The 22,204-nt window shown below is 42.4% G+C and carries 15 protein-coding genes; 12 read left to right on the top strand and 3 right to left on the bottom strand.

The annotated features are described in order from the left end of the window. Window positions 1-27: 27 nt before the first annotated feature. The gene (locus IEZ33_RS11615; RefSeq protein WP_191600220.1) at window positions 28-768 is read right to left on the bottom strand and encodes a spermine/spermidine synthase domain-containing protein; all 741 of its coding nucleotides are present in this window, start codon (window positions 766-768) and stop codon (window positions 28-30) included. A 77-nt stretch (window positions 769-845) separates the two neighbouring features. Beyond that, a complete protein-coding gene (gene ydiJ / locus IEZ33_RS11610) occupies window positions 846-3,920 on the bottom strand; it encodes a D-2-hydroxyglutarate dehydrogenase YdiJ (protein WP_191600219.1) in 3,075 nt (1,024 codons plus the stop codon). 169 nt (window positions 3,921-4,089) lie between these two features. Between ydiJ and IEZ33_RS11605 the strand changes: the two genes are divergently transcribed. The 12 genes from IEZ33_RS11605 (at window position 4,090) to IEZ33_RS11550 (ending at window position 20,842) form a co-directional block, all read left to right on the top strand. Continuing rightward, window positions 4,090-4,989, top strand: a complete 900-nt coding sequence (locus IEZ33_RS11605) for a 1-aminocyclopropane-1-carboxylate deaminase/D-cysteine desulfhydrase (RefSeq protein WP_191600218.1) — start codon at window positions 4,090-4,092, stop codon at window positions 4,987-4,989. 300 nt (window positions 4,990-5,289) lie between these two features. Next, window positions 5,290-6,171: an NAD(+) kinase gene (locus tag IEZ33_RS11600; protein WP_191603619.1), complete on the top strand. Its 882-nt coding sequence runs from the start codon at window positions 5,290-5,292 to the stop codon at window positions 6,169-6,171. A gap of 50 nt (window positions 6,172-6,221) precedes the next feature. Next, on the top strand, window positions 6,222-7,094 hold the full coding sequence (locus tag IEZ33_RS11595) for a rhomboid family intramembrane serine protease (RefSeq protein WP_191600217.1): 873 nt from the start codon (window positions 6,222-6,224) through the stop codon (window positions 7,092-7,094). 44 nt (window positions 7,095-7,138) lie between these two features. Next, window positions 7,139-7,420, top strand: a complete 282-nt coding sequence (locus IEZ33_RS11590; RefSeq protein WP_191600216.1) for a YeaC family protein — start codon at window positions 7,139-7,141, stop codon at window positions 7,418-7,420. Next, window positions 7,420-8,244, top strand: coding sequence for a DUF2797 domain-containing protein (locus IEZ33_RS11585; RefSeq protein ID WP_191600215.1), 825 nt, complete (start codon window positions 7,420-7,422; stop codon window positions 8,242-8,244). Before IEZ33_RS11590 ends, IEZ33_RS11585 begins: the two co-directional genes overlap by 1 nt. An 11-nt stretch (window positions 8,245-8,255) precedes the next feature. Then, the gene (pepN, locus tag IEZ33_RS11580) at window positions 8,256-10,889 is read left to right on the top strand and encodes an aminopeptidase N (protein ID WP_191600214.1); all 2,634 of its coding nucleotides are present in this window, start codon (window positions 8,256-8,258) and stop codon (window positions 10,887-10,889) included. A gap of 162 nt (window positions 10,890-11,051) precedes the next feature. After that, window positions 11,052-12,926, top strand: a complete 1,875-nt coding sequence (locus IEZ33_RS11575) for a coiled-coil domain-containing protein (protein ID WP_191600213.1) — start codon at window positions 11,052-11,054, stop codon at window positions 12,924-12,926. A 191-nt stretch (window positions 12,927-13,117) separates the two neighbouring features. Then, window positions 13,118-16,852 carry a methionine synthase gene (gene metH / locus IEZ33_RS11570; protein ID WP_191600212.1) on the top strand — a complete coding sequence of 1,245 codons (3,735 nt, stop codon included), beginning with the start codon at window positions 13,118-13,120 and terminating at the stop codon, window positions 16,850-16,852. Continuing rightward, window positions 16,839-17,291, top strand: a complete 453-nt coding sequence (locus IEZ33_RS11565) for a hypothetical protein (RefSeq protein WP_191600211.1) — start codon at window positions 16,839-16,841, stop codon at window positions 17,289-17,291. The genes metH and IEZ33_RS11565 overlap by 14 nt, the downstream gene beginning before the upstream one ends. Beyond that, entirely contained in the window at window positions 17,292-17,900 is a 609-nt protein-coding gene (gene cobO / locus IEZ33_RS11560; RefSeq protein ID WP_191600210.1) for a cob(I)yrinic acid a,c-diamide adenosyltransferase, read from the top strand. A 174-nt stretch (window positions 17,901-18,074) separates the two neighbouring features. Then, entirely contained in the window at window positions 18,075-19,661 is a 1,587-nt protein-coding gene (locus tag IEZ33_RS11555) for an ABC-F family ATPase (protein WP_191600209.1), read from the top strand. 173 nt (window positions 19,662-19,834) lie between these two features. Further along, the gene (locus IEZ33_RS11550) at window positions 19,835-20,842 is read left to right on the top strand and encodes an MsnO8 family LLM class oxidoreductase (protein ID WP_191600208.1); all 1,008 of its coding nucleotides are present in this window, start codon (window positions 19,835-19,837) and stop codon (window positions 20,840-20,842) included. 121 nt (window positions 20,843-20,963) lie between these two features. Here IEZ33_RS11550 and IEZ33_RS11545 read toward each other — a convergent pair whose 3' ends face one another. Continuing rightward, entirely contained in the window at window positions 20,964-21,812 is an 849-nt protein-coding gene (locus tag IEZ33_RS11545; protein ID WP_191600207.1) for an MOSC domain-containing protein, read from the bottom strand. Window positions 21,813-22,204 lie beyond the last annotated feature (392 nt).

The following is a 22,204-nucleotide window of genomic DNA, read 5'->3' as shown; positions in this document are numbered from 1 at the left end:
TGTACTTCAGTGGCCTAGCCTTGCAAGTTAGACTTCGTTTAATCTACTTAGCCATTTTGTTAAATTAAAGCCAAGCTCGGTAGACAGTTTTTGGGCCTGGCTTTTTAGTTGCTTCTCGGACGGCTCTTGAAAGGATTTGCTGGCTAAAACAACCCAGTTTCCACACCCTGTATCCAATGCCCTTATGTCCAAGAAGTACTCTCTTAATGATTCTATAAGTTCTGGGTGGTTTGTGTGTTCCGACCAGCAGTTAAGCACCAACCATCCATCATCCTTTATGTTGTTATTGCATTGCTCTATAAAGCGCTGTTGTAAGACAGATTCATCCATTCCTTTGGTATTATAAATATCGGTAAACAGAATATCGACCTTCTTTTGGTCGCTTCTATCTAGGTATTGATTGGCGCATTGTTCAATTATTTGAACTTTCTTTCCTTTGGGTAAACGAAAAAAGCGCTCCGCAATATCAATGACATTGGGTCTTAACTCTACTGCAGTTAAATTTATCCCGGCAATATGATTATGTAAAGTAGAGAGAAGGCAGCCACCGCCCAAGCCCAGAATAGTGGCCCGTTTTGGTTGCTTAAAGAGCAAAACCAGCATCATGGCTTGCGTGTATTCATGTTGTAAAACAAAAGGCGTTGAGATTTTCTGTTTACTCTGCTCATCCCCTTTAGCAAAGGAAAGGATTCTAGACTGACCGTCGTCTAAGACGGTTATGTGGCCATACTCATCGTCACAGCTATAAAGGATATTGGATGTTGTCATGGGTTCTCTTTTTTGCCTTTCAGGCCATTGTATAAAAGAATCGACACGGCTTTCAGCTTAAGGTCGATTCGTTGTGTTTAGGATTCCGCTTGTGCGATGCGTATGTGTTTTAGTAACGCTTGAGCGGGATGTGGTATATGAATGCTGTCCATCCGCTTGACTTGGCTACGGCAAGAATAACCTGTAGCGACGAGTTTTGATTTTAATTCATTGTCTTGAACTTTCTGTTTCCAAGAAAGGTTGTAAATTTCCTTTGATGTTGCTTTGTTTTGGGATTCATGGCCATAGGTTCCTGCCATGCCGCAACAACCGACGGTCTCAACGATCAGAGATAAATCGAGTTTTTCAAAGACAGTCACCCAGTTATTGATTGACGCGGCGGCGTTCGTTTTTTCCGTGCAGTGAGTCAACAAGTGATAAGTGTCTTTGCCAAGGGACAATTGTTGCTTTTCTAAGTGCTCTTGTTGTTGGCCGAGCCATTCTTGCAGCAATTGAATGTTAGGCATGGAACGAGAATCACCAAATGCTTTCCTGTATTCTGAACGATAGGCTAATGTCATAGAGGGCTCGATACCGATGAATGGCAAACCGTAAAAGGATAAGTTTTGCAACATATCCAGGTTCTTGCTAGCGGTACGATTAAAGGCTTTTAAAAAACCATGAACATGCAATGGTTTGCCATTTGGACGATAGGGCGCAAGGAACGCTTGGAAGCCTAGTCGATTGAGCATCTCCATGGTATCCAGTACCAGTTCGGTCTCAAAAAAACTCGTGAATGCATCTTGGACCACAATGACCGCTCGCTTCCTATCTCTAGGGTTGAGCGCTTCTAATGACATTGGGGTTGCCAGTCGAATACCACGGCGTGACATTTCTTTTTTAAGATTTATTTTACTCAGACTTGGGGTGTCAGTCAGTCCCATGTACTTGCTGGTTAAGTGGTTAAACCATTGAGCTTCCACGATCCAATTGTAAGGTGTCGCTAGTAACGATAGCTTTGGCATCACAAATTCAAGAGAGCCAATGAGATAGTCTTTGGTTGGACGTAAATAGCGGCCATAATAAAGCTCTAGAAATTTAGAGCGAAATTCAGGTACATCGACTTTAATTGGGCATTGGCCCACACACGACTTACACGCCAAGCAGCCCATCATTGATTCATGAACTTCATGTGAAAAATCGTATCCCCCCCGCTTTTTGTTAATGGTGTTACGAAGTTTAGGGAGAAATGAGGTGATAAAGTGGCTTTTCCTAACTTGTTTTGAGGCATCTTCCGTATTGACACCTTGCTCACTCATGGCGCGAACCCACTCTCGGATTAAAGACGCTCTTCCTTTTGGGGTGTGGCGCCTATCTCTGGTGCCTTTCCAAGATGGGCACATGGCGTCATTCGGATCAAAATTATGGCAAGCGCCGTTACCGTTGCAATACAGGCTTTCTTTAAACTGATCACGGTTAGAGGTCGAAATCTGACGATCAAATTGGCCGCGTATCGGAACACTGTCAATTTTTAAGAGCGCCACGCCTAGTTCATAGGGTGTGGCAATTTTACCGGGGTTAAGTTGATTGTATGGATCAAATGCGGCTTTAATTTTCTGAATAATAGGGTAAAGGTCTCCAAAAAATGCAGGTGAATATTCTGAGCGCACACCTTTACCGTGCTCCCCCCAAAGTAAGCCATTGTACTTCTGTGTTAAGGCGACGACTTTATCGGTTATTTCTCTAATCAGCGGTTCTTGGGCTTCATCTTTTAGATCAATGGCTGGACGCACATGTAATACCCCTGCATCGACATGACCAAACATACCATATTGAACGTTGTAACTGTCTAATACGGCTCTAAATTCCATTATAAAGTCGGCTAGGTTTTCTGGTGGAACGGCGGTGTCTTCTACAAATGGAATAGGTCTTTTTTCGCCAGAGGCATTGCCTAATAAGCCCACTGACTTTTTACGCATACGCCAAATTTTATTGACGTCACCATGGCCTGTAGCGGTAGTGTAGCCAAGCGTATTAGATGTGCTCTTATCAATAAGATCGAGCGTGTCGGTTAAGGCTTTTACGCGTTGATTGAGGGTGGCTTCATCATTATCCGTGTACTCAACGAGATTGATTCCTTGAACATCTTCGCCTTCAATTTGAGGGAAAAAATTAGCAACACTGTCCCAAATAATATCGTTCTTGGCCAAGTCTAATACTGTTGAATCAACGGTTTCTATTGAAGTCGGTTTGGCTTCAAGTAATTCTGTTGCGTGGCGCAAGGACGCCTCAAAACTGTTGTAGCGTATGTTGACTAACGTGGCGTATTTTGGGATTGCCAAAAGATTAACTTTAGCTTCAACGATAAAGCCAAGCGTGCCTTCCGAGCCACAAAGAACGGAATTTAAATCGAATAAACCATCACGGTTTCTTATGTGCGCTAAATCGTAACCGGTTAAGCAACGATTAAGCGTTGGGAAAGTGTCTTCGATGGCTTGTCTGTTTTCTGAGTAAGCAAGATCGACTGTTTTATGTATGATACCGGCGTAATCTGTTCTTTGAATATGCGTTTGCAACGCCTCTTGAGTAACGGGAGCAGAATCCCAAATTGTACCATCAAGCAAAATGGTTTTTAATGCTAAAACATGGTCGCGTGTTTTTCCATACATGACCGAACCTTGGCCACTGGCGTCGGTATTGATCATGCCACCGATGGTGGCTCTATTGCTGGTGGAGAGTTCGGGTGCAAAAAACAACCCTTTCTCTTTAAGCGCTTTATTTAACTGATCTTTGACAACGCCCGTCTGAACCCTTGCCCAACCTTCTTCAACGTTGATCTCTAAAATGTTATTCATGTGTCTAGATAAATCGACGACTAGCCCATCTGTAAGAGACTGGCCATTTGTTCCGGTGCCGCCGCCTCTTGGACTTAAGACAATATGTTGAAACTCTTTTTGGTTAGCAAGTTTGACTAAAATTTGAATGTCTTCTACTGACCTTGGGTAAAGTATGCCTTGAGGCAGAACCTGATAAATTGAGTTATCAGTGGATAAGACAATGCGATTGGCATAATCAGAATTGGTGTCGCCTGAGAACCCTGAAGCCTTCAGACGTTCAATAAACTTGAGATATTGAGTCTGAACTGGCGAGACTTCAGTTATTGTTGGAATCATTTTCTCTCTCCGCATGAATTAGCGCCGATATTTTATCAAAAAGACGTTATTAAAAGGGATCTTTTTTGTATGGATATGTTGGTTCTGTATCTTCCCTGAACTTATATACAGATGGGGGGTGCACTTTATGATATGTTAGCGTTTTTAACGAATAGAGTAGAGTTATTAAGTGTCATTATTTCAACAGATTAACCTTCCTATTCAGCTGGTAGAGCGCGGTTATCAGTTGACGATTTATCGTGGTGATTTAGAGCATCAAGGAGCGCCTGGTAATAAGTGGCATAAATTAAAACATAATATTCAAGCGGCAAAATTAGCTGGTGCTAGCCATATTGCCAGTTTTGGCGGTCCCTTTTCGAACCACTTGCACGCGCTCGCTAATATATGCGCAGACTATAATATGCAAGCGGTTGCTGTTGTTAGAGGTGAATTACAATTACAACTAACGCCAACGCTTAAAGATGTGGTGAATCAAGGGGGATTACTCTGGCCAAGTTTGAGAAGCGATTACCGCAAAGGTATGTTCTCAAAAGTGAAATCTGAAATAGAGCATTATTTGGGTGAGTGTTATTGGATACCTGAGGGCGGTTCTAACGCATTGGGCGTACAAGGGTGTTTTGAGTGGTCTCAATCCATTTATGAAAAAGGCGGTCATGACTTCCCGCATTGGGTGATTAGTGCTGGAACCGGTACCACAAGTGCCGGTTTTTTAGCTAATGCACACATTGATAGATTGCATGTTATTCCGGCCATTAAAGGGGGAGAAGGTCTGCTAGAAAGTATTATGCATGATGCGAAATGCCTTAATCAAACTATCGATGAGAAAAGACTGTCTATTCTTGCGGATTATCATTGTGGTGGTTATGCCAAACTGCCTAGGCGACTAAAAGACGTTATCGTACAGTTTTCTGAATTAAATCCTCAAATCCAATTTGATCCTGTATATACGGCAAAGGTCTTATTTGGTGTTGTCACAGAAATGCGAGAGGGAAGATGGCCACAGGACAATACATTATTAATACATACCGGTGGCTTACAAGGTTTGAGAGGTTACCCACCCATACTCTAGTATGACGCGTTTATCTTGATGTGACTCTAATACGATGACGGCACGTGTTAACGCACTCTTAGAAAAATAGACCTATCATGGTGATCTCGTTTCTACAACGTTGGCTTATTCGTTTGTTTATGCATTATTTTAACTTGGTTGACGACTGACAGAAAAGGTCTTTTCACATATAAAATGTTGCGAATTCAGGTCACTGCATAGCGGTATACATTCGTAACATGTTAAAGTCTTCTTTTATGGCACTCTTTTTTGGGAGAGTGTTATCTATTGATGTTAATTGATTTGAAAAGAGTGGCGCAGATGGGACATTTTAAACGTGTCGGGGTGATCGCGAGATTAGATAAGCCCCAAGTATTAGATACCGTTAAAAAATTATTAGAATATCTGCAGCATATCGGTAAAGAAGCGGTTCTTGAAGAAGATCTGTCCTCCATGTTGCCTGGCATAAAAGTGGATACGGCCCCATTAAGACAATTAGGCAACCAATGTGATTTAGCCATGGTTGTGGGTGGTGACGGCAGCTTTTTAGGGGCCGCAAGAGCAATATGTAATTACGATATCCCTGTTCTGGGCATTAACCGAGGTACGTTGGGTTTTTTGACCGATATCTCTCCACATGCGTTAGCCGAAGAGTTAGACCCCATTTTTAAGGGGGAGTTCTTCGAAGAAAAACGTTTTATGATCGAGGCCAAAATTAAACGTCAGAATCGCCCAAGTGGGGATGGTGTCGCCTTAAATGATTTGGTTTTACATCCAGGCAAATCGGCCCGAATGATTCGCTTCGATCTCTTTATTGATGATCAGTTTGTCATGAATCAAAAATCAGATGGGCTTATTGTCGCGACGCCAACAGGCTCAACGGCGTATGCTCTGTCCGCTGGTGGCCCTATTATGCTACCCAAACTGGATGCGTTGGTTTTGGTTCCTATGCACCCTCATACATTGAGTAATAGACCCATTGTTATTGATTCTAATGCACGTATTAGAATTGTAGTTTGCGAATCAAATTTAACTTACCCAAGTGTTAGTTGTGATGGTCAGTTACATATAACGGCGGCCCCTGGAGATGAAATTCATATTAATCGTAAAGCGGGTGCCATTCGTTTAATTCATCCAAAAAGCCATGATTTTTATGATGTGTGTAGAAATAAGCTAGGTTGGCAAACAGGGTATTCGTCATAAAAATGTCTTTGACCAATCAGTTTAACTGTCAATAATAGGTTACTAAAAACATGTTTTTAGCGTATCGATTTCTTGAAGGTCAATCACCTGAAAAACTCAGCAAAATGTTGTGGCAGAACAAAATAGGCCATCAAGTTGTATTCCAACAAGGTGTAAATGAACTTTGGGTCGTTGATGCGCAACATGCTCATGATGTAAAGCATTTAATCTCTGTGTATGAAGGGCGTTCTCCTGAAGACATGGGTGGTGATGGCAATAGATCGTATTCTAGAACAAATTCATTCAATCGTTCTAAGCTATTTATTGCTATAAAATCTTACCCAATCACCCTCGCTCTCATTTTAATCACCCTTTTTATTTCGTTAATAACGGAACTTGGTCGTAATTATACCTTTTTAGGTTGGTTTACTATTACACCAATTGTTGTTGAAAATAACATGCTTTACACTCAGTCATTAACCTCCATGTTGGATACGCATTCTTATTGGCGTTTATTCACGCCCGCTTTTCTTCACTTTAGTATGATGCACCTAGTATTCAATCTATTGTGGATATGGGAGATCGGGCGAAAACTTGAGATAAAAATTGGCTCATTTTTGTGGTTATTCGGTGCTTTGGTGATTGCGATTTCAAGTAACCTTTTTCAATATTGGGAAGTTGAATCGCCCTTGTTCGGCGGTTTGTCTGGACTTGTGTACGGTTGTATTGGTTTTGCGTGGCTAATGCCTTACCTTAACTCAAAGTGGGCCTCTTTAATAAGTCCAGGCCTAATGGTATTTTTTATGATTTGGCTTGGTATAGGTTATACCGATTTACCGTCCTCCTTGGGCCTTGGGAATATGGCAAATACAGCCCATTTAGTTGGATTAATAAGTGGTTTGCTCAGCGCACTGGTATATGGTCTGATAGCAAAAATACGCTAAAAGTACTTATTAATCATTATGATAAAAGCTTGAGAGATAATGTAATGAATTTTAACGACATGATTGATAACTTAACCCCTGAGATTTATGGGCGCATAAAGCAAGCTGTAGAATTAGGCAAATGGCCCAATGGTGTCCGTTTGACGTCAGAGCAAACTGAGTTGTGTTTACAGGCGATTATTGCCTATGACTATGCGAACAAAACCGAAGAGCAACGTGTTGGTTTTATCGATAGAAATGCTCACACTGGTTGTGACAGTAAAGTGGAAGAGCTAGAGCATGAAACGGTAAAATGGGTCGATAACGTGTCGCAGGTAAAACATTAATGCTACAAGGATCAATACGAAAGATGCCGGCCCAAGTAATAAAGGGTCAGGTTGAGTACAGCTTAAAGCTAGGAGATGAGCTGGTTCCTCTTAATGCGCTAATAGGACAAAAAGTAGCGCTTGAATTCAGTGGTGCTATTGAATGCATACATTGCGGTAAATCGACAAAAAAATCGTTTAGCCAAGGTTTTTGTTATCGCTGCTTTACTAAACTCGCCGCCTGTGACTCATGCATTATGAGCCCTGAAAAGTGCCACTATCATCTTGGTACCTGCCGTGAGCCGCAGTGGGCCGAAAAATACTGTATGCAAAGTCACTATGTTTATTTGTCCAACTCTTCTTCATTAAAAGTCGGCATTACTCGAGGTGATCAATTACCCACTCGCTGGATAGACCAAGGCGCTACCCAAGGAAGAGCCATTTTTAGTGTAAGTAACCGCCGCTTATCTGGTTTAGTCGAAACACTTTTTAAAGAGGTTGTCGCTGATAAAACCAACTGGCGTACCATGCTGAAAGGCCGTGCACCTGAAATGGATTTAGAGCAAGAACAAGAACGGTTGATAGGATTGGTTTATGAAGGGTTAGATTCGCTACAAAATGAATTTGGGTTGCAAGCGATAATCGATCTTTCAGATCAAAATGAAACGCACACTTTTACTTACCCTGTGATCGAGTACCCAACAAAAGTTGTTAGCATTAACGCAGAAAAAACACCTTTAGTTGAAGGGACGTTATTGGGCATCAAGGGACAATACTGGATGTTGGACACAGGTGTGATCAACATTCGCAAATACACTGGTTATAACGCAAAGTTTATTGTATAGGACTCGTAACTATGAAAGACGGCCAACCATCGGCAATTTATTTGAAAGATTATCAAGTTCCTGCGTTTTTAATAGACAAAACGGAGCTTACCTTTGATTTAGATGAGTCCGTCACGATTGTTACATCACGCTTACACATGAGACGTAATCCTGAGTCAAAATTTAGGACGTCTCCGCTTATCTTAGATGGTGGAGAAGACGTTAAGTTGATTGCTCTGGCGATGGATGATTATCAATTGCCACCGGAAGAGTACCGCATACAAAACCATCAAATTATCATTACAGCAACCGCTGATCAGTTTATTTTAACGTGTGAAACCCTCATTGAACCGCAAAATAATACGCGTCTTGAAGGTTTGTATCGTTCCTCTTCTATGTTTTGTACTCAATGTGAGGCAGAGGGGTTTCGTCACATCACGTATTATTTAGATCGTCCTGATGTGATGTCCGTATTTACCACGACGATTATGGCCGATGCGGATAAATACCCCGTGTTACTTTCTAATGGCAATGAAATAAGTAGAGAGCTTAATGAAGACGGTAAAACGGTGGCTGTTTGGCATGACCCTTTCCCAAAACCAGCCTATTTATTTGCCTTAGTCGCTGGCAATTTAGAGGTACTTGAAGATACCTTTGTTACTCAAAGCAATCGCACTGTTGAGCTTAAGATTTTTACGGAATCTCATAATATAGATAAAGTCGATTACTCAATGGATGCGTTAAAGCGCTCAATGAAATGGGATGAAGAGAAATACGGTAGAGAGTATGACCTTGATATTTTCATGATTGTGGCTGTTGATGATTTCAACATGGGCGCAATGGAAAATAAAGGGTTAAATGTGTTCAATTCATCTTGTTTACTTGCCAGCCCTAAAACAACGACAGACGATGGCTATCAACGTGTGGAAGCCGTAGTTGCTCATGAGTATTTTCATAACTGGTCTGGTAATCGAGTGACGTGTCGAGATTGGTTTCAGTTGAGCCTGAAAGAAGGCTTTACTGTATTTAGAGACCAACAGTTTTCGTCTGATATGAATTCACCTGTTGTGAAGCGCATAGAGGATGTGTCGTTCTTGAAAACGGCTCAGTTCGCTGAAGATGCGGGCCCTATGTCTCATCCAGTTAGACCGGCGTCATTTATTGAAATTTCGAATTTTTATACTCTAACTATTTATGAAAAAGGCGCTGAAATTGTTCGCATGATTCACACCTTACTTGGTGAAGCGCTTTTCCGTAAAGGGTCTGATCTCTATTTTGATCGACACGATGGTCACGCGGTAACGTGTGATGACTTTGTGCAAGCGATGCAAGACGCCAGTGGTATCGATTTATCTCAGTTTAAACGTTGGTATTCACAAGCTGGTACACCAAGGTTAACCGTAACCGGTGACTATGATAAGTCCGCTAAAACCTACAAGCTGACGGTGTCACAAATGACACCAACTACGTCGAACCAACCGACAAAACTGCCGTTATTTATGCCGATTCGAGTGGGTTTACTGGATACTAAAGGACAGGCCCTTACAGTGGAATTAGATGGCGAGTCTAAAACAAACCACGTTTTAACATTAAGTAAGAGTGAGCAAGTTTTTGAGTTTTTCAATGTTGATGAGGCGCCTATTCCTTCTTTGTTGAGAGGGTTTTCGGCTCCGGTTAAATTATCTTACGATTACACTGTCGAGCAATTGGCGGTATTAATGTCTTCAGACGAAGATGGGTTTAATCGTTGGAGTGCGGCTCAAGAGTTAGCCGTTAGGGAGCTCAATGCTCTCATTACACAGGCTAAGCGTAATGAGCCTTTATCAATTGAATCACAGTTATTAGTTGGGTTTAAGCACTTGCTTTCGGATGAGTCGTTAGATAAATCCATGGTTTCTTTAATTTTGAACTTACCAAGTCAGGCTTACTTGTCGGAAATATCCGATGAGGTGGATCCGCAAGCCATTAAGCAGGCGCGAACGTATCTAAAGCAATTAATTGCTAAGGCCCTAGAGCAAGAATTTGCGGATTGCTATGAGCGAAATAATATTGCGTTGGACTATTTGCCAAATGCTGAGCAAATTTCTCAACGACAATTGAAAAACGTCGCCTTATCTTACTGGAATGAGTCTGGTTCGATAGCGGCTAAGAAAGCGGTGTTATCGCAGTATCATTCGGCCGATAATATGACGGATCAATTCTCCGCGCTGTCCATTGCGGTAAATACAGATCATGATGATTCTACTTCCATGTTAGAGCAATTTTATGATCAATGGTCGCATGAAGCGTTAGTTGTTAATAAATGGTTGATGTTAAGAGCCGCACAAGAGACTGAGCATGGTTTGGAACAAATTAAGGCATTAATGTCTCATAATGCCTTTGATTTGAAAAACCCAAACAAAGTGAGAGCCGTTTTGGGTGGCTTGGGCAACAGTGTGAGTACTTTCCATGATGAGTCTGGTTCAGGGTATGCATTTTTAGCCGATCAAATTATTGTACTAAATAAGAGAAATCCGCAGTTGGCGTCTCGACTATGTACACCTTTGACTCGTTGGAGAAAGATGAAACCGGCTCTATCTGTGCTAATGCAGCAGCAACTCGAACGTATTTTAATGGAAGAGTTGTCTAAAGATGTCTTTGAAGTAGTATCGAAAAGTCTGGCTTAGTCTATAATAAATATTTAGAGATAGGGGAAGCGTTAACCTATTTATTGTTAACGCTTTTTCTCTAAATGACGTTTTTAGTGACGATTTTTTGCAATCTGATGGATAATCTGTCATAAGATAAACCGTGTTAAGTGGTCTTGGCTTGTTTTAGAGGAGCAAAAGATGGTTAGGTGGAAAATACTGATAGGTACGATCGCCTTTAGTTTTGTTATTTCTTCGTGTTCAACAACTCGGGAAGAAATTCAAGAAAGTACAATTGAAGAAACTGCGCCATTGTCTACGCAAGCCGATGCCGATCAAAGTCAGCTGACTGATGAAAATGTGAAACTAAAGAATGACCTGCTAAAAAATATCTCGGAAATCACTCTTTTACGGAAACAAATTGAGTCGAATCAAGCGGAAATACTGGAATTAAATGCTAAGTTAAATCAGCATGAAGCAAAAATTTCACAGCTTCAAAACAAGTCAAAAAGCACTAATGCGACGTTATTACGGTCTCTTGAGAATGAAAAATCGGCTCGTAGAAGTCTTGAAGAGCGGTATTTGGCCCTAAAATTAAAAGACAATGAATTACGTAATAAATTAACACGGTTAGAGTCTGATAATGCGCTCTTAACTGAGCAACTGAATGCGACACAAAGGAATGCAGTTAGCGCATCAGATAGCGCAGAAACCTGTGTTGAAACAATGGAATCAATCGCCTCGCCTGATGTTGCCGTGATTGAACCGGATGCTCAAAATACATGTTTAGACTCTAAAGATCTGGCAATCGGCTATGAAAATGTTAGTAACTTACAGGCCCTAAATGACGAATACGCAAAAACCGTTATCGAACTAGAAACAAAGCATAAAACGTTAAGCGAAAAGCATAATTTACTAAAAGATCGCTATCAAACCTTAAGGCAACAATACTCTTCATTAGAGAGAGAAAACGTCAGTCTTAGCAATGCCTATGCAGAGCTTAAGCAGAAAAATCTTGATCTAGGTGGCGCCATTGCTGACTCAAAAGCTCAACATCAAGTGTTATGGGATCGAATCTCTGTACAAGATAAAATCATTGCCAATTTACAAGCGGATGCCATTGAGGCCGCTGAGAAGTCGTCTGGTAATGTTATGTTTGCTCGCAATATTACCTCAGAGTTAGACAGTGATAATTTAGAAAAGAGCGACTTACAAAAAGCAAATAAGCGTTTACAAGCGCAAATAAAGGTATTGGAAAACCAATTAGAAGAACAACAAGCTTTAATGAAAGAATACGTATCCCGCGAAAGTATGGTTTCAGTTGAAGGCTCCTCTTCACTTTCTGAGAATGCTCGGCTGGCTGATTTACAAAGAAAGTTAGAACGCCTAACAGACATGAATCGCCGTACTGAATTGTCTTTAGCGGCCATTCGCGCGGAGTTAGATTTAAGTAAAGTGAAAGAAGCTAAGTTAGATAAAGAGTTAACGCAATTGACGGATCAACGAAACTCGATTGCGGCAGAATTGAATACTCTCTCGGCTCGTGAGCAGGCGTTAGCGAAAGAAAAATCAATATTAGAAAAGCAAATCAATGCGCTGATACCTTTCGAAGCCGAGGTTAACTCGTTGGAAAACCAGTTAAAAAGCAGCATAGTAAATGTTAAATGGCAACGTCCTACGGCCATGCCACTCAACAGTGCCTTTGAAGTGATTGTGACAGCTGATGTCGAAAACGTAGTATCAGGTCAAGCTTATGTCGCAGAGTTGGTTGTGGACACAGCGTTCGACCTTATCAGTGCAACAGAGGCTGAGTCTGTAGTGGAAAATGGCAAGTTAACGTGGCGCTGGAGAATAAGTGGACTAAATGCGCATCGAGCCGCTCGAGTCGATCTTTTTATACATCAACAAATCCAATACCATGACCAGCGTTTTAGTCGACAAGTTTATCGTGATCAAGTGTTGGTTACGTTAGAGAACGACGATTTCTGGGAAAAGTATGGTTTCTGGAGTTTTGCCATTTTTGCAGGGCTACTTGGTGGTTTTTTTGTTGGGCGTTTAGTGAAAGGTAAGGATTAGTTTGGTAAACGGTTAGAGTACCTAAAATACATGGGGAAAACGTTCAATAAATAGCGGTTTATTGAGCGTTTTTTTATGCCTATTGATTGGTTAACCTTAAAAAATTCACGTTCACATTATTATTTTTCAAGCGTTGTCTTCCGGCAATTCGTTATAGTAGATGTGCATTAACATATATAGAGGTATACCTAGTGGTAAAGTCGGATTCATATTCCATTATTGAGCAAAGACTCGCGCAAAATGTTTTAATTCTTGATGGTGCAATGGGCACGATGATTCAAGATTATAAACTGGAAGAAAGCGATTATCGTGGCGAAAGGTTTGCGGACTGGGCTAGTGACTTAAAAGGCAATAACGATCTGCTTTCTCTTACTCAACCGCAAATAATTCGTGCGATATACAGTGACTATTTTGCTGCTGGTGCCGACATAGTAGAGACCAATACCTTTAATGCTAATTCCATTTCTATGCTGGATTACAGCATGGAAGATTTAAGTTTTGAGCTGAATTTTGAATCGGCGCGCCTTGCAAGAGAAGTGGCTGATGACTTTATTGCAAAGAATCCCAATAAACCGCGCTTTGTTGCAGGCGCGGTGGGCCCAACGAGCCGAACGTGTTCAATCTCACCTGACGTGAATGATCCAGGTTATCGCAATGTTTCCTTTGATGAGCTTGTAGACGCTTACCTAGTGTCGGTGGATGGCTTAGTCAAAGGGGGTGTCGACATTATTTTAATTGAAACCATTTTTGACACTTTAAATGCAAAAGCCGCGATCTATGCCGTCCTTGAGTATTTCGAACGGACAGGGGTCCGTTACCCTATTATGATCTCCGGAACCATTACCGATGCATCAGGAAGAACCCTGTCAGGTCAAACAACCGAAGCGTTTTGGAACTCAATTTCACACGCAAAACCCATATGTGTCGGTTTGAACTGTGCCTTAGGGCCGAAAGATTTGCGCCAATACGTAGGTGAATTGTCTCGTATAGCAGACACGTATGTTTCGGCACATCCGAATGCCGGCTTGCCGAATGCATTTGGTGAATACGATGAAACGCCAGAAGAAATGTTGGAAGAGATTCAAGGCTGGGTAGATGAAGGTTTTATTAATATTATTGGTGGTTGCTGCGGAACGACCCCCGCTCATATAAAAACCTTTGCTGATGCGTTTGCTTCAAGCCAGCCTCGTATCGTTCCAGAAATTGAAAAAGCTTGCAGACTATCAGGTTTAGAACCTTTTAACATCGAGGACTCGTCGCTTTTTGTCAACGTTGGTGAAAGAACCAATGTTACGGGCTCGGCCATGTTTAAACGTTTAATTAAGGAGGGCGATTTTGATACGGCGCTCGATGTGGCGAGACAACAAGTAGAAAATGGCGCACAGATCATTGACATCAACATGGATGAAGGCATGTTGGACTCAGAAGCCGCAATGGAACGGTTCCTAAAATTGATCGCGTCAGAGCCTGATATTTCTCGCGTGCCCATCATGTTGGACTCATCTAAGTGGGAGATCTTAGAAACCGGTTTAAAATGGATTCAGGGCAAAGGCGTTGTTAACTCCATTAGCCTAAAAGAAGGTGAAGAAAAGTTCATCGAGCAAGCAAATAAAATCAAAAAATACGGTGCGGCCGTTATTGTCATGGCTTTTGACGAAGTGGGTCAAGCAGACACACGTGAGCGAAAGATTGAAATCTGCCGCCGCTCATATAAAGTACTTACTGACACCGTAGACTTTCCACCAGAAGACATTATTTTTGACCCTAATATTTTTGCCATTGCGACAGGTATTGAAGAGCACAACCGTTATGCACTTGATTTTATCGAAGCCTGTGGCGATATAAAGCGAGAGCTACCTTACGCGAAAATTTCAGGCGGTGTGTCGAACGTTTCATTTTCATTTCGTGGCAATAATCATGTGCGCGAAGCCATCCATGCGGTTTTTCTTTACCATGCGATTAAAAATGGCATGACGATGGGCATTGTGAATGCGGGCCAATTAGCGCTCTATGAAGACATTCCTAAAAAATTACGTGATGCCGTTGAAGACGCCGTGTTAAATCGTACCCCAGATGCCACCGATAACTTGTTAGACATTGCCGGAGAGTATGTTGGTAGTGGCGCGCAAGAAGTCGAAAAAGCCGCACAAGAATGGCGCTCTTTAGGCGTTGGCGAGCGGTTGAGTCATGCTCTGGTGAAAGGCATTACCGAATTTATTGATGACGACACAGAAGAAGCCAGATTGCTTTTTGATCGTCCTTTGGAGGTAATAGAAGGCCCATTAATGGATGGCATGGGCATAGTGGGTGATTTATTCGGCTCAGGTAAAATGTTTCTGCCTCAAGTTGTCAAATCGGCCCGAGTCATGAAAAAAGCCGTGGCCTATTTGATGCCTTTTATTGAAGAAGAAAAGCTGCGTAATAAAGACACCGCCTCTTCCAGCAACGGCAAAGTGATTATGGCGACCGTAAAAGGCGATGTGCATGATATTGGAAAAAACATTGTAGGTGTTGTGCTGCAATGCAATAACTTTGAAGTCATTGATCTAGGTGTGATGGTGCCTTCTGAAAAAATCCTGAAAACCGCCCGTGAAGTAGGCGCTGATATTATTGGGCTATCGGGCTTGATTACACCGTCATTAGATGAAATGGTGCATGTGGCCAAAGAAATGGAGCGTCAAGGTTTCGATATTCCAGTCATGATTGGTGGTGCAACAACCTCCAAAGCGCATACGGCGGTGAAAATTGAACAAAATTACAAGCGTAATCAAGTGGTGCATGTGACCAACGCTTCTCGCAGTGTCGGTGTGGCCAGTGCATTAATGGCTAAAGACGAGCGTCGACAAAAATTTGTTGATGAAATTAAGCTGGATTACGAGAAAACCCGCAAACGCTATAAAGACAGAGCCAGTGCGGGACGACGCGTTTCTATTATTAAAGCGCGTCAAAATAAGACGCCGATTGATTGGTCAATTCCCGTTGCAAAACCGAATAAACTGGGCATTACCGTCTTTGATGAAAATGACATTAATTTAGCGGATTTAAAAAATTACATCGATTGGACACCCTTTTTCCAGACTTGGGAACTGGCAGGAGCTTATCCGCGAATTCTAACAGATGAGGTGGTGGGTGTTGAAGCTACACGAGTTTATGAAGATGCTTTAGCGATGTTAGAACACGTGATTGTATCCAAATCGTTAAAAGCAAAAGCCGTCATTGGCGTTTTTCCAGCAAATCAGGTGAATCACGATGATGTGGAAATTTATGCTGACGAAGAGCGCAAGGAAATACTAGAAACCTTATCTTTTTTACGGACTCAGAATGAGTTGACCGCACCGGGTAAATACAATCACAGTTTGGCTGACTTTATTGCCCCTAAAGAAAGTGGCGCATCAGATTATTTTGGCGCTTTTGCTTGTGCAACAGGCTTTGGTATTGATCCTTTAGTTGAAGCTTATGAAAAAGACCATGATGACTACAATAGCATTATGATTAAGGCCATTGCTGACCGTCTAGCAGAAGCCTGTGCTGAATACCTGCATGAGAAAGCCCGTAAAGAAATTTGGGGGTATGCGGCCGATGAATCGTTAACGAATCAAGAGCTGATCAAAGAAAAGTATCAAGGTATTCGTCCTGCTCCCGGCTACCCGGCGTGCCCTGACCATACGGAAAAAGCAAAACTGTGGTCATTGCTGGACGTAGAAAATAACACCGGCATTAGCATTACGGAAAGTTACGCTATGTGGCCGACAGCCGCGGTCAGTGGTTGGTATTTTGCGAGACCTGAAAGCACGTATTTTGGCGTCGGAAAGATAGGCCCAGATCAAGTAGAAGAGTACGCCAACAGAAAAGGAATGTCGAAAGACGATGCTGAGCGTTGGTTAGCACCTAATCTAGGTTATGACCCTGAAGATGACAGAATCTAATCCTTTTTTTGCGCAAGAGTCGATGGTTTTTTATCAACCCATCGAGGACGTTTGGCTGACCTTGGTAGACATGCATTCTTACTGGAAGTGGAACCCGGTTCTTAGAGATGTGTGGTTACCAAAAGGGATGCTTTACTGTGCCCCCATGGTGACAAAGTACTCGGTTTTTAGTGGGATAACGGAGAAAAAGGGGCTCATTGGCGAGATTGAAGAAAAAAGCCAACTGAGTTTTGCTTTTTACCGTTTTCACCCTAAATTTTGCAGCGAAAACTGGCGCATTCGATTAGTAGAAAAGTCGGATTTAGAAACAGAGGTGTCCATCAAAGTAGGGTATTCTGGCTGGTTCAGTGCCTCTGCTTGGCAGAATGATGTGATTGAAGTTGAAGTCGCGTGCGATGTGTTTATGCATGCGTTAAAACAGACATTGGAAGAAACGTAAATGGCGAAAACAATTCAAGACCCAGAAAAACACGCTGAACGCATGAAAAAGATTAAGCTTCATGTGGATAAGCGCATTGCTAAAGCGCAAACAGACAAGGGAACCTTTGTCCTGTTAACCGGCAATGGTAAAGGCAAATCCAGTTCTTCGTTGGGCATGGTGGCGCGCGCATTGGGGCATGGTATGAAGGTTGGTGTTGTGCAATTTCTAAAAGGGGATTGGGACACGGGCGAGATTGAGTTTTTTAAAGCTCAGCCCAATGTACAGTGGGAAATCATGCCTTCTGGCTTTACTTGGGAAACTCAAAATAGGGAACAAGATGTCAAATCGTCTTTAGAAGCATGGCAGCATGCCCATGCAATGTTAAAAGATGACAGCCTTGATCTGGTTGTATTGGATGAATTAACGTATTTGTTGCATTACAATTATTTAGACGAGGATGAGGTGATTCAAGCCATTTTAGCGCGTCCAGAACATCAACACCTTGTTGTTACTGGTCGTGGCGCGGCAGAATCCCTCATTGAGTTAGCGGATACCGTGAGTGAGATCAAAGAAATTAAACATGCCTTTAAGCGTGGTATTAAAGCTCAAAAAGGACTGGAGTTTTAGAGATTGAATGGATTCACTCGGAATCCATTATTTGATGTTTTTTTCTTCGCCTTTCTCTGATTCAGCCAGAAAATTATGGCATAATAGCGCCATTCTATCTGTGTATGATTTTTGAACGTTGACTAACGTTTATCATTACGGATCAAATTCATTACATTAATTCGGAAGATCACCTTGCTTACTACCGCAAATATCACCATGCAATTCGGCCCAAAGCCGTTATTTGAAAACGTTTCAGTTAAATTTGGCGAAGGTAACCGTTACGGTTTAATCGGAGCCAATGGCTGTGGTAAATCCACCTTTATGAAAATTCTAGGGGGCGATTTAGAGCCAACGTCTGGTAACGTTTCGAAAGACACGAATGAGCGTTTGGGTAAACTGAAGCAGGATCAGTTCGCTTATGAAGCTTTTTCTGTGATTGATACTGTGATTATGGGCCATGAAGAATTATGGGCTGTAAAATCAGAAAAAGACGCCATTTATGCTAACCCTGATATGACCGAAGCGGATGGCTTGCGAGCGGGTGATTTAGAAGCAGAATTCATGGAGATGGATGGTTATACGGCTGAAGCACGTGCGGGTGAATTGTTGTTGGGCGTGGGCATTCCATTAGACCAGCATTATGGTCCTATGACAGAGATTGCACCGGGTTGGAAATTACGTGTCCTGCTTGCTCAAGCCTTGTTTTCGGATCCAGAAATTCTGCTTTTAGACGAACCAACAAACAACTTGGACATTAATACTATCCGTTGGTTGGAAGGCGTACTGAATGAACGTAACTGCACTATGATCATTATTTCCCATGACCGTCACTTCCTAAACAGTGTTTGTACGCACATGGCGGATTTGGATTACGGCGCGTTGCGCTTATTCCCAGGTAACTATGATGAATACATGACGGCGGCGACTCAGTCTCGTGAGCGTCTGTTAGCGGATAATGCTAAAAAGAAAGCACAAATCAATGAGTTAAAAGCCTTTGTCAGCCGCTTCTCTGCGAATGCCTCTAAATCTAAGCAGGCCACATCGCGTGCGAAACAGATCGATAAAATCCAACTAGAAGAAGTGAAACCTTCTAGTCGTCAAAACCCATTTATTCGTTTTGATCAAGAAAAGAAACTTCATCGTATGGCGTTACAAGTTGAAGGCTTAGGAAAAACCTTTGATGAGGAATTATTCAGTGGCTTTAACTTGATGGTTGAAGTCGGTGAACGAATTGCCATTATCGGGCCAAACGGTATCGGTAAATCCACCCTGTTAAAATGCTTGGTAGGTGATTTAGAACCAACCTCAGGCACGGTAAAATGGTCTGAAAATGCGGAATTGTCTTACTATGCTCAGGACCACGCTCACATGTTCGAAAAAGACATGGATTTAGTAGACTGGATGTGGCAGTGGGCGAAGGAAGGTGAAGAAGAGCAAAACATTCGTGCTGTTCTAGGGCGTTTGCTGTTCTCCCAAACGGACATTAAAAAGTCTGTAAAAGTCCTATCTGGTGGTGAGCAAGGCCGTATGCTATTCGGTCAAATGATGCTGCAAAAAGCCAATGTCATGCTGTTAGATGAACCGACAAACCATTTGGATATGGAATCGATAGAGTCATTAAACTTGGCTCTAGAAAACTACCCAGGCACCATGATGTTTGTCTCTCATGACCGCGAGTTCGTGTCTTCGCTGGCAACCCGTATTATTGAGTTAACACCGACAGGCATCGTTGATTACCACGGTTCTTATGACGATTACTTAAAAACTCAAGAATCATAAGTTGGATTGACTCCGTTAACTGAGCCAATTACCACTCAAAAGCCAGCTCTTGTAGCTGGCTTTTCTGTTTCTATACCCCCTTGGTAAATCTTGTTTATTTTAATGTATGATCTTCAATGATTAGACAAAATAAGTTAACATGTTAATTATATTTTCGGTAAAGAGAGTGAATAATGGGCATAAAATTATCGGTTGTTGATCAGACGCCTGTACATGGGTCTCATGCAAAGAAGGACGCGCCTTTGTTGACCGTTGAGTTAGCAAAAATGTGTGACGAATTAAACTATCATCGTTTTTGGGTAGCAGAGCATCATGACAGCGTGCATTTTGCGAATCCTTGTCCTGAAATTTTAGTGGCCCATTTAGCCAGTATCACCCAACGCATAAAAGTAGGCAGTGGTGGCGTAATGTTATCCCACTACAGTCCTTTAAAAGTGGCAGAGTGCTTTTCGATGCTGGCCTCACTTTTTCCTGGTCGCATTGATTTAGGGGTAGGGCGCGCACCCGGCGGCTCAGGTTTAACCTCGTCGGCATTGGCTTTTCCTAACCCATCTTCTAATAGTGAGTTGTATGCGGAACAGGCGCAGTTATTAGAAAACTTCATTCACCATTCTTTTGAAAGCAATCACCCATATAAGCCCATACAGGTGATGCCCGAAGTGCGAGACGTGCCAGAGCTGTGGATGCTTGGCTCCAGCGGTGGCAGCGCGAGATTGGCTGGGCAATTAGGGTATCATTTAGCGTTGGCGCGTTTTATTGCGCCAGATAACTGCCACCCTCGTATATTTGAAGAGCACAGAAAAGGCTGGGAAGAAGCAGGGCATCAAGGTGGTATTCAGCGCATTCTTGCCATTGCTTGCATCTGTGGAGAAACTGAAAAAGAAGCCAAACTCCGCGCTGGTACGGCCGTATACCGTAAGTTTGCCGCTCAAATGGGGCAGCGAGAAGATTTCCTCACTCCAGCTGAAGTCCGTGATCGTTATAAGGCAATGTCCAGCTCGCATCAGTCCATCTTTGATAAAATTGAAGAAAGTTACACGATTGGCACGGTAGACCAATGCTGGTCTGAATTTGAAATATTAGCGAATGAATTTCAAACGGATGAGCTGTCTTTGGTGACGGTGACTTACAGCCAAGAAGATCGCTTAGACAGCTATCGCCTGTTAGCGGGAAAACGGTAAAACGGGCTTTCGTTAGACTATAGATTTACCACCAAGGGTAACATCACATAGTAGCACCAAAGAGTAGTACCAAAAAAATCATCCTAGTGACGTTAGACAAGCTAGGATGATTGAGTTCAGATTATTTTTTAATCAATGTTTTGTCTTGGTAGTGTTCCGCTTCTCTATATGACATGACTTCTATAGGGTCATTTTGTTTTACGATCCCTTCTTGAATACAGACAAAGTTCATCCCGAAGGTGACTTCTTTCTCCGCTGTCATGCGGAATTTCGCCAAAGTCTTGATGGGTTCACCTTTACGGCTTCTTTGTGCTGTTATTGGGTCTAATGTAGTAAAAATACAGCGAGCGCAAGGTTTTGTTGCTTCAAAGATGGCTTCGCCGATTCGAATGGTTTGCCATGTGTCTTCAGCAAAGGCATCGCAATGATCGACAACGATGTTGCTGCGAAATCGATCCATTGTCATTTCTTCAGAGCAGCGATCATTCAGTGCGTCTAAAGAGGCTGTTGAGGTAATTAAATAAGGGTACCCATCCGCAAAAGCAACTGGCCTATCTGGCCTGCGCTTGGTGACTCGTTTAGAATCTTGGTCAAAGAAGGTTAATAATACCTCTTCACCCAATACAGAACTAAACCACTGATCGCACTCGCTCCCGCACAGTCGTGCTTCCACTTCGTTTTCCCAAATGGTTACCGTTATTCTACTGTCACTAAACGAATGAGGGTTAATGACAAGAGGAATGTCACTATCGGGATGGCTTAATTCAAGCGTGTCGTCTGGGTGAATGGTGCATCGAACTAAGGTCAGTGACGGGTTTTCGCGGCCTGTAATAAACTCACCTGAACGCTTTACAAGCATATAGCGCCTATCATTAAAGAAGCCGGAATCAGTGGCGACAGCTTGAGTCAGCTTGATTCCTTGGATGGATTTAATCGGATAAATGGCAAGTTCGCTAACAGTGGCTGGCATTGTCTTCCTTAATGTTAGAGGTGTTGCACAAATGTCACGCTCTTTAACCTAGTGAAAAACAGGCTGGGACGGCTGGGACATTCATAGCAATGAGATTCAGGTTTTTAGATGTCACTTGAATATATCAAAGCCCATATAAAAACAAAAGAATTTCAACAGTGGTTTCGTACCATCCTCTTTTCTGATCGCTGTAGAACGCGATTTCCAAAACAAGGTCTGGCCTTCAGGCCGACAAAGTGTTTTTGAGTCATCCAAACTCTCTTAGACCGTATGAATGCAGGCTTTTCATGTAGCATCAAATCACACCTAAAACGAGTATCTTCTGTAGGTCCGGCCTTCAGGCCGACAAAGTGCTTTTAGTCATTTAAACTCTCTTAGACCGTATGAATGCA

Source organism: Marinomonas algicola (assembly GCF_014805825.1).
Classification (GTDB): domain Bacteria; phylum Pseudomonadota; class Gammaproteobacteria; order Pseudomonadales; family Marinomonadaceae; genus Marinomonas; species Marinomonas algicola.
The sequence above is the reverse complement of the archived record's forward strand: the minus strand, read 5'-3'. Positions and strand labels throughout refer to the sequence as shown.